The organism is Pseudomonas sp. 58(2021), assembly GCF_017491585.1.
GTDB classification, from domain to species: domain Bacteria; phylum Pseudomonadota; class Gammaproteobacteria; order Pseudomonadales; family Pseudomonadaceae; genus Aquipseudomonas; species Aquipseudomonas fluorescens_BT.
This window is the reverse complement of the sequence record NZ_JAFGYZ010000019.1, coordinates 1-13,160: the sequence shown is the minus strand read 5'-3', so window position 1 is coordinate 13,160 and position 13,160 is coordinate 1. Positions and strand designations below refer to the sequence as shown.

Annotated in this window: 9 protein-coding genes and 1 pseudogene; 5 read left to right on the top strand and 5 right to left on the bottom strand. The window is 61.5% G+C overall.

All coding sequences use genetic code 11. The annotated features are described in order from the left end of the window. Positions 1–6 precede the first annotated feature (6 nt). Both J5M72_RS20955 and J5M72_RS20950 read left to right on the top strand, forming a co-directional pair. A complete protein-coding gene (locus J5M72_RS20955) occupies positions 7–2,043 on the top strand; it encodes an ATP-binding protein (RefSeq protein WP_169431634.1) in 2,037 nt (678 codons plus the stop codon). Positions 2,044–2,046: 3 nt separating this feature from the next. Next, the gene (locus tag J5M72_RS20950; RefSeq protein WP_169431635.1) at positions 2,047–2,631 is read left to right on the top strand and encodes a cob(I)yrinic acid a,c-diamide adenosyltransferase; all 585 of its coding nucleotides are present in this window, start codon (positions 2,047–2,049) and stop codon (positions 2,629–2,631) included. 136 nt (positions 2,632–2,767) lie between these two features. On the opposite strand, the gene J5M72_RS20945 is transcribed toward J5M72_RS20950, so the two are convergent. From J5M72_RS20945 to secA, 4 genes are all read right to left on the bottom strand, one after another. After that, positions 2,768–3,712 (bottom strand): Nudix family hydrolase, encoded by a 945-nt coding sequence (locus J5M72_RS20945; protein WP_169431636.1) that lies wholly within the window; start codon positions 3,710–3,712, stop codon positions 2,768–2,770. Further along, the gene (locus tag J5M72_RS20940; protein ID WP_207866965.1) at positions 3,709–4,341 is read right to left on the bottom strand and encodes a glutathione S-transferase family protein; all 633 of its coding nucleotides are present in this window, start codon (positions 4,339–4,341) and stop codon (positions 3,709–3,711) included. Before J5M72_RS20940 ends, J5M72_RS20945 begins: the two co-directional genes overlap by 4 nt. 62 nt (positions 4,342–4,403) lie before the next feature. After that, the gene (gene argJ / locus J5M72_RS20935) at positions 4,404–5,621 is read right to left on the bottom strand and encodes a bifunctional glutamate N-acetyltransferase/amino-acid acetyltransferase ArgJ (RefSeq protein WP_108563086.1); all 1,218 of its coding nucleotides are present in this window, start codon (positions 5,619–5,621) and stop codon (positions 4,404–4,406) included. A 122-nt stretch (positions 5,622–5,743) separates the two neighbouring features. Beyond that, a complete protein-coding gene (gene secA, locus J5M72_RS20930; RefSeq protein WP_169431639.1) occupies positions 5,744–8,482 on the bottom strand; it encodes a preprotein translocase subunit SecA in 2,739 nt (912 codons plus the stop codon). Positions 8,483–8,789: 307 nt separating this feature from the next. On the opposite strand from secA, the gene J5M72_RS20925 reads away from it, so the two are divergent. Continuing rightward, positions 8,790–9,245 carry a DciA family protein gene (locus tag J5M72_RS20925; RefSeq protein WP_169431640.1) on the top strand — a complete coding sequence of 152 codons (456 nt, stop codon included), beginning with the start codon at positions 8,790–8,792 and terminating at the stop codon, positions 9,243–9,245. A gap of 23 nt (positions 9,246–9,268) precedes the next feature. Here J5M72_RS20925 and J5M72_RS20920 read toward each other — a convergent pair whose 3' ends face one another. Next, positions 9,269–10,756 carry a helicase HerA-like domain-containing protein gene (locus J5M72_RS20920; protein WP_207866964.1) on the bottom strand — a complete coding sequence of 496 codons (1,488 nt, stop codon included), beginning with the start codon at positions 10,754–10,756 and terminating at the stop codon, positions 9,269–9,271. Positions 10,757–10,944: 188 nt separating this feature from the next. On the opposite strand from J5M72_RS20920, the gene J5M72_RS20915 reads away from it, so the two are divergent. After that, positions 10,945–12,834, top strand: a complete 1,890-nt coding sequence (locus J5M72_RS20915; protein ID WP_207866963.1) for a methyl-accepting chemotaxis protein — start codon at positions 10,945–10,947, stop codon at positions 12,832–12,834. Positions 12,835–12,992: 158 nt separating this feature from the next. Continuing rightward, a pseudogene (locus J5M72_RS20910) lies at positions 12,993–13,160 on the top strand (glycosyltransferase family 1 protein); the annotation flags it as partial.

Genomic DNA, 13,160 nt, shown 5'->3' with positions numbered 1-13,160 from the left:
ACCCCGATGCCATTGCGCCAGCGCCTCGAAAACCTGCCGGTCGGCCAGAAACTGCTGGCCGCCCTGCTGGTGCTGTTGACCACCGTGTTACTGGTCGCCAACCTGACCTTCATCAGCGCGGCCTATTACATTTCCCAGGAGAGCATGGCGCCGCAGGCGCTGCAGACCATTGGCCGGCTGGTCGCGAACCCGAGCCTGATCGCCGAAGCGCTGCAATCACCGCAGAACGCCGAACGCCTGCTCAAGGAGCTCGACAGCTACTCGCCGCTGCGAGCCGCTGCCCTGTATGACGGCAAGGGTGATCGTATTGCGCAGGTACAACGCGGCGACAAGCTCAACCTGCCGGAGCGTTACCGGCATATTGAAGCCTGGCAGCTCACCGAGTTTCGCAGCAATCAACTGATCACCCTGCCCCGCCCCGGCACTGCGCCGGGTCATCTGCTGCTGGTGGCCAGCAGCGAACTGCCGATGGCGTTCTATACCGGCACCCTGACGGCGAGTCTGGGAATCCTGATTTTCAGCGTCCTGCTGTGGCTGGTGATTGCCCGGCAAATCAAGCGCCTGATCACTCGACCCATCCACGAACTCGAAGAGCTGTCCCGCCAGGTCACCCGCGAGGAGAACTATGCCCTGCGCGCTTCCCGTGGCAACCACGACGAAATCGGCAGCCTGGCCGAGGCGTTCAACACCATGCTTTCACGCATCGAGGCCCGCGAGCAGCAGCTCAAGCGCGCCCGCGATGACTCGCAAGCCGCCTACGATCAGGCACAGGGCCTGGCCGAAGAAACCCGCCACACCAACCGTAAGCTGGAGCTGGAAGTCCAGGTGCGCAGCAAGATCGAGAAAAAGCTCACGGGCTTCCAGAACTACCTCAACAGCATCATCGACTCCATGCCCTCGGCGCTGATTGCCCTCGACGAGCAGCTCTACGTCACCCAGTGGAACCAGGAGGCCAGCGCCCTCTCCGGAACGCGGCTGGACGAAGCGCTGAACCAGCCGATCTTCCTTGCCTTCGAACCGCTCAAGCCGTTTCTGCCGCAACTCAAGCAGACCGTCGAACAACACACGGTGGCGAAGATCGAGCGAGTGACGTGGTTCAAGGACGACGAGCCCAAGCACTACGCCCTGACCTTCTACCCGCTGATGGGCGGTGCCGGGCGTGGTGTGGTGATCCGGATCGACGACATCACCCAGCGCCTGTCCCTGGAAGAAATGATGGTGCAGTCGGAGAAAATGCTCTCGGTTGGCGGTCTCGCTGCCGGCATGGCCCACGAAATCAACAACCCGCTGGGCGCGATCCTGCACAACGTGCAAAACATTCGTCGGCGCCTGTCGCCCGACCTGCCGAAGAACCTCGAACAGGCCGAGCAACTGGGTATCGAGCTGGAGACCGTGAACCGCTACCTGCAAGGCCGGGAAGTCCCGCAACTGCTCGACGGCATTCAACAGGCCGGGGCCCGGGCAGCAAAGATCGTCACCCACATGCTCAGTTTCAGCCGTCGCAGCACCCGTCAGATGGCGCCATGCGACCTGCCGGCACTGATCGATCAGGCCGTGGAAATCGCCGGCAACGATTTCGACCTGGCCATCGGCTTCGATTTCAAGGGGCAGGCGATCATCCGTCAGTTCGACCCGGCACTGGGCCCTGTGCCAGGCACCGCCAATGAACTTGAGCAGGTGCTGCTCAACCTGCTGAAAAACGCCGCGCAAGCGATTCACCAGCGCGAAGACGACAGCGAACCGGGGCGGATCATTCTGCGCACCCGACTCAATCCGCCATGGGCCGAGATTCAGGTCGAAGACAATGGCATCGGCATGAGCGAGAACGTGCGCAAACGGACGTTCGAGCCGTTCTTCACCACCAAGGAAATCGGCCAGGGCACCGGGCTCGGCCTGTCGGTGTCGTACTTCATCATCACCAACAACCACAAAGGGCAGATGGAAGTGCAGTCCACACCCGGGCAAGGCACTTGCTTCACCCTGCGCCTGCCGCTCGTGCAACCGGCACCCATCGCTGCAGAAACCAATCAACTACCGAGGTAAACCATGGGCTTTCGCTTGTCGAAGATTTACACCCGCACCGGCGACAAAGGCGAAACCGGACTTGGCGACGGCCGCCGCGTACCCAAGGATCATCCGCGGATCGAGGCAATTGGCGAGGTCGACACCCTGAACAGTCAGGTCGGCGTGCTGCTGGCCGGATTGATTGCCGAGCGCGAAGACTACCCCGGGCTCAACGAGTTGATCGAAGTTCTGGCGCCTTGTCAGCACCGACTGTTTGATCTGGGTGGCGAGCTGGCAATGCCGGAATATCAGGCGCTGAACACAGCAGAAATCGAGCGACTGGAAGCGGCCATCGATGTGTGGAACGAAGAGTTGGGGCCGCTGGAGAACTTCATTCTGCCTGGCGGCTCGATGCTGATTGCCCAGGCGCATGTTTGCCGCAGCCTGGCGCGCAGTGCCGAGCGTCGTTGTCAGCATTTGAATGCGATCGAGCCGTTGGCCGGGGTTGGCCTGGCTTATATCAATCGCTTGTCGGATCTGTTGTTTGTCGCGGCCAGGTTGATTGCGCGACGCCAGGGTATTGCCGAGATTCTGTGGCAACCGGCGGCGAAACCTTCAGAGGTGTAGCGCCGATCAGGACGCCTTCGTCGGAACGCCGCCCGGAGCAGGCTCGCTCCCACAGGGAATGTATTCCTATAGTTGGAATGCAATCAAATGTGGGAGCGAGCCTGCTCGCGAAGGGGCCAGATGCGTCAATGCTAAATCAAGCTTCTGGCCAGAACGCCCGAATCCCCGCCACACCCTGCGCCCCGGCACTCCACGCTTTCTCGCGCTCGGCCGGGCCGACTCCACCCAGCAGGAATACCGGTTTGCTGAAGCCTTCGATCAACGTCGATGCCTGCTCCCAGCCCAACGGTTGCGCGTCCGGGTGAGTCAGGGTCGGCTGCACCGGCGACAGGGTGACGAAATCCACGCCCATCTGCTCGGCCAGCGCGAGCTCTTCAACATTGTGGCAGGACGCCGCCAGCCAGCGCTCCGCCGGTAGCGGACGCCCTGCGGCCGCGTACTTGCGCAGTTGCGCCGAGGTGATGTGCCAACCGGCGGACGGGAAATCCCCCAGCCACTCGAACGGCCCCTTGATCATCAACTGCGCCTTGCCGGCACACAGGCCGACCGCGTCCACCGCCAGATCGCGGTACTTCGGATCATAGCCATTGGGTGCTCGCAGCTGGATCAGCTTGATGCCACCGGCAATCGCTTTCTGGATACCACGCAGCAACGCCGGGGTTTCCAGATCTTGCGGGGTGATCAGGTATTCAGCGGGCAGACGCGCTGCCGCGACGATCGGCTGGTTGGCCGCCGGGAATTCGTAATTCGTCAGTTCCCTGGCCGACACCCAGGCCAATGGCTGGCCTTCGGCGCCGTGGGGTTCGCCGGTGAAGCTCGAGACTTCCCAGACATCCAGCAACACCTGTTTGTCCGGGTAATCGTGGCGAACCTTGATCAGCGGGCGGGCGGCGCCGACGACAATGCCCAGTTCTTCCTGCAGCTCACGGGCCAGCGCGGTTTCCACCGACTCATCGGCCTCGACCTTGCCACCGGGAAATTCCCACAGCCCCCCCTGATGCTGGGTGTCAGCACGGCGGGCGATGAGAATTTTGCCGCTGTCGTCACGAATGACGGCAGCAGCGACGTGTACACGTTTCACGACTGCAACTCCTCCAGTCCGGCCTTTTGCCAGGCTTTGAAGGCCGGCCATTGGTAGACGGTTTCAACATAGGCTTCATCTTCGGCCGGCAGCTTCACCTGATAGGTACGCAGACGCACGGCAATCGGTGCGAAGAACGCATCGGCCAGCGACACCCGACCAAACAGGAACGGCCCGGCCTCGGTCGCCGCCGCCCGGCATTCGGCCCACAGCGCGAGCATACGCTCGACATCGACCTTCACCTCCGGCGGCACCGGATTGAGCGGTGCGTCGTGGCTCAGGTTGAACGGCATGTGATTGCGCATGGCGAAGAAGCCGCTGTGCATCTGCGCACAGGCAGAGCGCGCCTGAGCACGAGCGGCGATGTCGGTCGGCCAGAGTTGCTCGGAAGGAAACTGTTCGGCCAGGTATTCGGCAATTGCCAGCGAGTCGGCGACGGTGCCACGGGCGGTTTTCAGCAACGGCACCTTGCCGCTAGGCGAATGCTTGAGCAACCGCTCGCGGGTGTCGGGTTTGCCGAGCTTGATCAGTTCTTCGGTGTAGGGCGCGCCGGTCAGCTCAAGCGCCAGTGCCGCGCGCAGGGACCAGGAGGAAAGCAGTTTGTCGCCGATGATCAGGTGAAGGCTCATGTTCGGGTCCTTTCATGGGACAGAAGAAAAGGAGGTCCGCAGACCTCCCTCTTCGGCAGGGATCAGGTGCGGTATTCGGCGTTAATCTTCACGTATTCGTGGGACAGGTCGGTGGTCCAGATGGTTTCGCTGCAATCGCCGCGACCCAGTTCGATACGGATAGTGATTTCTTCCTGCTGCATCACCGCCGAGCCCTGGGCTTCGGTGTAGGTCGCGGCGCGGGCGCCACGGCTGGCGATGCACACATCGCCGAGGAACACGTCGATCTTGCTCACGTCCAGATCCGGTACACCTGCACGGCCCACGGCGGCGAGGATACGGCCCCAGTTCGGGTCGGAGGCAAACAGTGCAGTCTTGATCAGCGGCGAGTGCGCCACGGTATAACCGACGTCCAGGCATTCCTGGTGATTGCCGCCACCGTTGACTTCAACGGTCACGAACTTGGTCGCGCCTTCGCCGTCACGCACGATGGCCTGAGCCACATCCATGCACACCTCGAACACGGCCTGTTTCAGCTTGGCGAACAGCTCGCCTTCGGCACGGGTGATTTCCGGCAGCGCAGCCTTGCCGGTAGCAATCAGCATGCAGCAGTCGTTGGTCGAGGTGTCGCCGTCGATGGTGATGCGGTTGAACGACTTGTTGGCGCCGTCCAGCATCAGGTTGTGCAACACGTCGCGGGAGACTTTGGCGTCGGTGGCAATGTAGCCGAGCATGGTCGCCATGTTCGGACGGATCATGCCCGCGCCTTTGCTGATGCCGGTGACAGTGATGGTCACGCCATCATGCTGGAACTGGCGGCTGGCGCCTTTTGGCAGCGTGTCGGTGGTCATGATGCCGGTGGCGGCGGCTTCCCAGTTGTTTTCCGACAGATCGTCCAGCGCGGCCTGCAAGGCGCCTTCGATCTTCTCGACCGGCAGCGGCTCGCCGATCACGCCGGTGGAGTACGGCAGAATCTGGCTGGCATCGACGCCGGTCAGCTCGGCCAGCTTCGCGGTCGTACGCTCGGCGGCGGCCAGGCCCGGCTCGCCGGTGCCCGCGTTGGCGTTGCCGGTGTTGGTCAACAGGTAGCGCACAGCGTTCTGCACGCGTTTCTTGGCCAGGATCACCGGCGCTGCACAGAAAGCGTTCAACGTGAACACGCCCGCCACGGTAGAACCTTCGGCACAGCGCATCACGACGACATCCTTGCGCCCCGGGCGCTTGATGCCGGCCGAAGCGATACCGAGTTCAAAACCGGCGACCGGGTGCAACGTTGGCAAAGGACCAAGACCAACAGCCATGAATACGCTCCTTACTCAATGATGTCAGCACCGCCAAGCGTAGTGACGGTGGTGTAAATGGCAAAACGCCGCGACGGCTGGTGCCGGTCGCGGCGCGGGTATTTCAGCGATTGAAACGGGGTTTACTGGATCTGCCCGTGGCAATGCTTGAATTTCTTGCCCGAACCGCAGTAGCACAGCTCGTTGCGGCCCAGTTTCTGCTCGTTGCGAACCGGTGCGGTGGCCAGCGCCACATCGACCTCTTCACCGACCAGTGCTTCCGGCTGCTCCAGACCTGGCGCCTCGGCGTGTTCGAACTGCATGCGAGCAGCCAGTGCTTCGGCTTCCTGACGCAGGCGTTGTTCTTCTTCGGCCGGATCTTCGCGGCGAACCTGAACATGCGACAGCACACGGATCGAGTCGCGCTTGATCGAATCCAGCAGCTCGGAGAACAGCGTGAAGGACTCGCGCTTGTATTCCTGTTTCGGGTTCTTCTGCGCATAACCACGCAGGTGGATGCCGTGACGCAGGTGATCCATGGTCGACAAGTGGTCTTTCCACAGGTCGTCCAGCACGCGCAGCACGATTTGTTTCTCGAAGGAGCGCAGTGCGTCGGCACCGGCCTGGTCTTCTTTCTCGTTGTACGCGGCGATCAGCTCGTTCATCAGCTTCTCGCGCAGGGTTTCTTCGTACAGGTGATCGTCTTCGTCGAGCCATTGCTGGATCGGCAGCTTCACGCCGAAGTCGCTGGCAATCGCGGCTTCCAGACCGGCCACGTCCCACTGCTCGGGCAGCGATTGTGGCGGAATGTGCGCGCTGACGGTGGCGTTCAGAACGTCCTGACGGAAGTCAGCGATGGTTTCGCCGATGTTGTCCGCAGCCAGCAACGTGTTGCGCATGTGATAGATCACTTTACGCTGTTCGTTGTTGACGTCGTCGAACTCGAGCAGTTGTTTACGAATGTCGAAGTTGCGACCTTCAACCTTGCGCTGGGCCTTTTCGATGGCGTTGGTCACCATGCGGTGCTCGATCGCTTCGCCAGGCTGCATGCCCAGGGCCTTCATGAAGTTCTTCACCCGGTCGGAGGCGAAGATGCGCATCAGGCTGTCTTCCAGCGACAGGTAGAAGCGGCTGGAACCGGCGTCGCCCTGACGGCCGGCACGGCCACGCAGCTGGTTGTCGATACGACGGGATTCGTGACGCTCGGACGCGATCACCTGCAGACCGCCGGACTCCAGCACCTGCTGGTGACGCTTCTGCCAGTCGGCCTTGATCTGCGCGATCTGCTCAGGGGTCGGGTTTTCCAGCGATGCGACTTCAACTTCCCAGTTGCCGCCCAACAGGATGTCGGTACCGCGACCGGCCATGTTGGTCGCGATGGTCAGGGCGCCCGGACGGCCGGCCTGCGCGATGATCTCGGCTTCTTTTTCGTGGAACTTGGCGTTCAGAACCTTGTGTTCGATGCCTTCCTTCACGAGCAGTGCGGACATGTGCTCGGAGGTTTCGATGGTCGCAGTACCCACCAGCACCGGACGGCCGGCGGCCATGCTTTCCTTGATGTCATTGACGATCGCCGCGTATTTCTCTTCGGCGGTCAGGAACACCAGGTCGTTGTAGTCCTTACGGGCCAACGGCTTGTTGGTCGGAATCACGATGACCTGCAGACCATAGATCTGATGGAATTCGAACGCTTCGGTGTCGGCGGTACCGGTCATGCCGGACAACTTGTCGTACAGACGGAAGTAGTTCTGGAACGTGGTCGATGCCAGGGTCTGGCTCTCGGCCTGGATGTTCAGGTTTTCCTTGGCCTCGATAGCCTGGTGCAGGCCTTCGGACAGACGACGGCCGGGCATGGTACGGCCGGTGTGTTCGTCGACCAGCACGACCTGGCCGTCCTGCACGATGTATTCAACATTGCGATGGAACAGCTTGTGCGCACGCAGACCGGCGTAAACGTGGGTCAGCAGGCTCAGGTTGTGCGCCGAGTACAGGCTCTCGCCTTCGGCCAGCAGGCCGATGCTGGTCAGCTGGTCTTCGATGAACTGGTGACCGGCTTCGTTGAGTTCGACCTGACGGGTCTTCTCGTCAACGGTGTAATGGCCTTCCTGGGTGACTTCGCCTTCGACTTCTTCGACATGCAGCTTGAGTTTCGGGATCAGCTTGTTGATCTCGATGTACAGCTTGGAGCTGTCCTCGGCCTGACCGGAAATGATCAGCGGGGTACGCGCTTCGTCGATGAGGATGGAGTCGACTTCGTCGATCACGGCAAAATTGAGTTCGCGCTGGAATTTCTCTTCCATGCTGAACGCCATGTTGTCGCGCAGGTAGTCGAACCCGAATTCGTTGTTGGTGCCGTAGGTGATGTCGGCGGCGTAGGCGGCGCGCTTCTCTTCCGGCGGCTGGAAAGGCGTCACGATGCCGACGCTCAGGCCGAGGAATTCATACAGCGGACGCATCCAGTTGGCGTCGCGGCGGGCCAGGTAATCGTTCACGGTCACAACGTGCACGCCCTTGCCGGACAGCGCATTGAGGTAAACGCCCAGGGTACCCACCAGGGTCTTGCCTTCACCGGTGCGCATTTCGGCAATCTTGCCTTCGTGCAAGGTCATGCCGCCAATCAGCTGGACGTCGAAGTGGCGCATGCCCATGACCCGCTTGCCGGCTTCGCGGGCGACCGCAAAAGCTTCCGGCAACAGCTTGTCGAGGGTCTCCCCTTTGGCAATGCGGTCTTTGAACTCTGCGGTCTTGGCGCGCAGTTGATCGTCCGAGAGGGCGACCATCTTCTCTTCGAAGGCATTGACGAGCTGCACCGTCTTGAGCATGCGTTTGACTTCACGCTCGTTCTTGCTTCCAAAAAGTTTCTTTAACAAAGGCGCAAACATATCGGCAGGATCTTCCACACTAAAGGGATGGAGGGCGGCCCCGTGAGTCGCCCGTGCAGCCCTCATGGCCGCATGCGAACGAGCATTCTACCCGGAAACGGTGGTGAGGAAAGTGGGGATATTCCACGATGCTGGCACTGCGCTTTGACGGGGCTCACTTAAAATAGGGGCGTTTTGCTCAACTTCAAGCCGTTGGCAACAGAAGTTAGTCGTTGATTTAATGGGTAAAGCAGGGACAAAAGCAATGGGCGAGTGAAATGGGGTCCATCTGCTACCATGGCGCCTTTGCTACTTCAGGTGTTGGATCATGGCATTTCGCCCTCTTACCGCCAGAGCGCCCGCCGTTCTGCTACGCGAAGCCAGGCCGTTGAAAGCCATCCTCGGCCATGCTCAACGCCTGGCCCACCTGCAGCGTCTGCTCGACAGCCAACTGCAACCCGCCGCCCGCGAGCACTGCCATGTGGCCAAGTGGCGCGAAGGCGAACTGTCGCTGGTGGTCACCGACGGCCATTGGGCCACTCGCCTGCGCTATCAGCAAAAGCGCCTGTTGCGGCAACTGCAGATGTTCGACGAATTCGCCGGTCTGACGCGGATCAAGTTCTCGGTGCGACCTCCCGTCATCCAGTCCAGGCCATCCGGGCACACGATGGACCTGTCGACGGATGCCGCGGCGACCATTCAATCGACCGCCGACGGGATCAGCGATCCGAACCTGCGGGCGGCGCTGGAGCGTCTGGCAGCGCACGCCAAGGCCAAATCCTGACCCTGGCGCACCCTTCACAGTTCTTAGCGGCGCTTGCTGCCACCGAGCAACGACCCCATCAATCCCCGCACCAACTGATGTCCCAACTGGTTCGCCGCTTGACGCATCGCCGACTTCAAAGCCTGACCCGCGGCAGTCCCGAGGAATTCCCCGGCCTTGTCCGCCAGACTTGGCTCCTCGGCTGCCGGCCTGCCAGGTATTGCCTCGGCTTCAGGCCCCAGGTTCTTGCGCCCGGTGAGGATTTCATAAGCCGACTCGCGGTCGATCGGCTTGTCATAACGGCCCTTGAACGGAGAGCCGGCAATCAGCACCGTGCGTTCGGTCTCGGTCAAAGGCCCGATCCGCGACTGCGGCGGTGCCACCAGCACACGCTGAACCATTTCCGGGGTGCCCTTTTCCTGCAAGGTGCCGACGAGCGCCTCGCCAATCCCGAGTTCGGTCAATACCGATAACGTATCGAACGCCACATTCGACCGGAAACCATCCGCCACCGCACGCAGGGATTTCTGCTCTTTGGCGGTGAACGCCCGTAGACCGTGCTGAACCCGCAAACCCAGCTGTGCCAGCACGTTGTCCGGCAGGTCGCCCGGCGACTGGGTGACGAAATACACCCCGACGCCCTTGGAGCGGATCAGTCGCACCACTTGTTCCAGACGCTCCTGCAAGGCCTTGGGCGTATCGCCGAACAGCAAGTGCGCTTCATCGAAGAACAGCGCCAGCAGCGGTTTGTCGGCATCGCCCCGCTCCGGCAGTTGCTCGAACAGCTCGGCGAGCAGCCACAGCAGAAACGTCGCGTAGACCTTCGGCGCTTCATGTACCAGACGACTGGCATCCAGCAAATGAATGCGTCCGCGACCGTCGGCGGCCGGTTGCAGGATGTCTTCCAGTTGCAGCCCCGGTTCGCCGAACAAGGCTTCGGCCCCTTGCTGTTCAAGGACCGCCAGACGCCGCAATAGCGCCTGGCTGGAACCGGTGGTGAACAGCGCCGCGTCTTCGCCCAGCAACTGCGGATTGTCCTTGAGGTGATTGAGCAGTGCCTTCAGGTCTTTCAGGTCCAGCAGCAACAGGCCTTCACGGTCGGCGACCTTGAACGCCGCGTACAACGCCGACTGCTGGCTGTCGGTCAGCTCCAGCAACGCACCGATCAATAACGGCCCCATTTCACTCAGCGTGGTGCGCAGCGGATGACCGGACTCCCCGTGAATGTCCCACAAGGTCACGGGATAAGCCTGAGGCTTGTAGTTGAGCCACGGCATCCCGGCGATGCGCTCGGCGACCTTGCCCTGAGGGTTGCCGGCAGCGCCGAGGCCGCACAGGTCACCTTTGATGTCGGCGGCGAACACCGCGACGCCGGCGTCGCTGAAAGCTTCGGCCAGCCTCTGCAAAGTGACGGTCTTGCCGGTGCCGGTCGCCCCGGCCACCAGTCCGTGACGGTTGGCCAGGCGCATCGCCTGGGCGATCGGTTGCCCGGCGAGATCGGCGCCGATTACGAGTTGCGAAGAGTCAGGCATTTGGTCACCCAATAGTTAATCTTTGTCGAGCATGGCCGATAGAAAGGAGTGAGAGACCCGATCAAAAGTCAGGTCCGTGATTTCCCTAAGGAGAGACGGAAATATCACTCAGCGTTCACACCTGCCCATTTTGCGCGCCTTTATAAAAGCACGCCCTGGACATTAAGACCTTAGCGGAACCCCAAGCCATGAACAAAAATCTACGCTTCAGCCATAAAATCCTGCTTGCCGCCGCCCTCATCGTCATTGCCGCCTTTGCCTCGTTCACGCTGTACAACGACTGGCTGCAGCGCAATGCAATCCGCGACGACCTGAACAACTACCTCAACGAGATGGGCGAAGTCACCGCCGACAACATCCAGACCTGGCTCACCGGGCGCATCCTGCTGATCGAGAACGCCGCACAGAACATCGCCATCAATCCCGAGCCGTCCGCCGTCGCCAGCCTGCTGGAACAGAAAGCCCTGACATCGACGTTCATGGCGTCCTACCTCGGCGACGCCACCGGGCACTTCACCATCCGTCCGGATGCGAAAATGCCGGACGGTTTCGATCCGCGGGTCCGCCCCTGGTATAAGGGTGCCGAAAGCAGCAGCACTTCGACCCTGACCGAACCGTACATTGACGCGGCCACCGGCCAGACCATCATTTCCATCGCCACCGCCGCGAAAAAGGCCGGCCAGAGCGTCGGCGTGGTGGGCGGTGACCTGAGCCTGCAAACCCTGATCGACACCCTCAGCGCCCGGGACTTCTCCGGCATGGGCTATGCGTTCCTGGTCAGCGCCGACGGAAAGATCCTGGTGCACCCGGACAAGGCCCTGGTGATGAAATCGCTCAAAGAAGCCTATCCGCAGGACACCCCGCGCATCAGCAGCGATTTCAGTGAAATCACTGTCGACGGCAAGACCCGCATCATCACGTTTGCCCCGATCAAGGGCCTGCCGTCGGTGAACTGGTACATCGGCCTGTCAGTGGACAAGGACAAAGCGTTCTCGATGCTCAGCCAGTTCCGCACCTCGGCCGTGATCGCGACCGTGATTGCGGTGGCGATCATCATCGCCCTGCTCGGCATGCTGATCCGCATCCTGATTCAGCCGCTGCACGTCATGACCCGCGCCATGGAAGACATCGCCGACGGCGAAGGTGACCTGACCAAACGTCTGACCATTCAGAACCAGGACGAATTCGGCGTGCTCGGCACGGCATTCAACCGCTTCGTCGAGCGGATTCACGGTTCGATCCGCGAAGTGTCGTCCGCCACCGGGCAAGTCAACGAAGTCGCCCTGCGCGTGGTCGCGGCGTCCAACTCGTCGATGTACAACTCCGACCAGCAAGCCTCACGCACCAACAGCGTGGCTGCCGCGATCAATCAGCTCGGTGCCGCCGCCCAGGAAATCGCCCGCAACGCCGCACAAGCCTCGACCCAGGCCAGCGACGCCCGTGGCCTGGCCGAAGACGGCCAGCAAGTGGTGGATCGCAGCATCAAGGCAATGAATCAGTTGTCGAGCATGCTCAGCGCGTCCAGCAGCAACATCGAGTCGCTGAACAGCAAGACCGTGAACATCGGCCAGATCCTGGAAGTGATCACCAGCATTTCCCAGCAGACCAACCTGCTGGCGCTCAACGCCGCCATCGAGGCTGCGCGTGCCGGTGAAGCCGGCCGTGGATTTGCCGTGGTAGCGGATGAAGTACGCAACCTTGCCCACCGCACCCAGGAATCGGCGCAACAGGTGCAGACCATGATCGAGGAGCTGCAAGTCGGCGCCCGCGAATCGGTCAGCACCATGAGCGACAGTCAGCGCCACAGCCAGGACAGCGTGGAAATCGCCAACCTGGCCGGCGAGCGCCTGAACAGCGTGACCCAGCGTATCGGCGAAATCGACGGAATGAACCAGTCGGTGGCCACCGCCACCGAGGAACAGACCGCCGTGGTCGAGTCGATCAACGTGGACATTACCGAGATCAATACCCTGAACCAGGAAGGCGTCGAGAACCTCCAGGCAACCTTGCGTGCCTGCTCGGATCTTGAGCAGCAGGCTTCGCGATTGAAGCATCTGGTTGGCAGCTTCCGCATTTAAAGCCGCTCTGCCGGTCGTCTTCGTCGTTCGTTACCATCCGACGAAGACGGCCAACAATCCCTCCGAAACCAGCCCTGCACCCCACCGCGAAACCCCGACCGAACATCTATTCTTGATAAGGGTCAACCAAGGGAGATCAACGCGGAGGGTCGTTTACTGTGCATATCGCCGACATCACCATGTTCTACGCCCCGGCCAGCGGCGGCGTGCGCACCTATCTGGATGCCAAGCACCGTCGTCTGGGCGTGAAGCCCGGGATCCGCCACAGCCTGCTGATCCCCGGCGCGCGTTACGGCGAGCATGATGGCGTTTACACGGTTCCCGCC

What these genes read in the sequence shown, in the direction of transcription:
- J5M72_RS20955 (WP_169431634.1), top strand. Translation starts at nt 7, where the DNA reads ATGCCATTGCGCCAGCGCCTCGAAAACCTGCCGGTCGGCCAGAAACTG.
- J5M72_RS20950 (WP_169431635.1), top strand. Translation starts at nt 2,047, where the DNA reads ATGGGCTTTCGCTTGTCGAAGATTTACACCCGCACCGGCGACAAAGGC.
- J5M72_RS20940 (WP_207866965.1), bottom strand. Translation starts at nt 4,341, where the DNA reads ATGAGCCTTCACCTGATCATCGGCGACAAACTGCTTTCCTCCTGGTCC.
- argJ (WP_108563086.1), bottom strand. Translation starts at nt 5,621, where the DNA reads ATGGCTGTTGGTCTTGGTCCTTTGCCAACGTTGCACCCGGTCGCCGGT.
- secA (WP_169431639.1), bottom strand. Translation starts at nt 8,482, where the DNA reads ATGTTTGCGCCTTTGTTAAAGAAACTTTTTGGAAGCAAGAACGAGCGT.
- J5M72_RS20925 (WP_169431640.1), top strand. Translation starts at nt 8,790, where the DNA reads ATGGCATTTCGCCCTCTTACCGCCAGAGCGCCCGCCGTTCTGCTACGC.
- J5M72_RS20920 (WP_207866964.1), bottom strand. Translation starts at nt 10,756, where the DNA reads ATGCCTGACTCTTCGCAACTCGTAATCGGCGCCGATCTCGCCGGGCAA.
- J5M72_RS20915 (WP_207866963.1), top strand. Translation starts at nt 10,945, where the DNA reads ATGAACAAAAATCTACGCTTCAGCCATAAAATCCTGCTTGCCGCCGCC.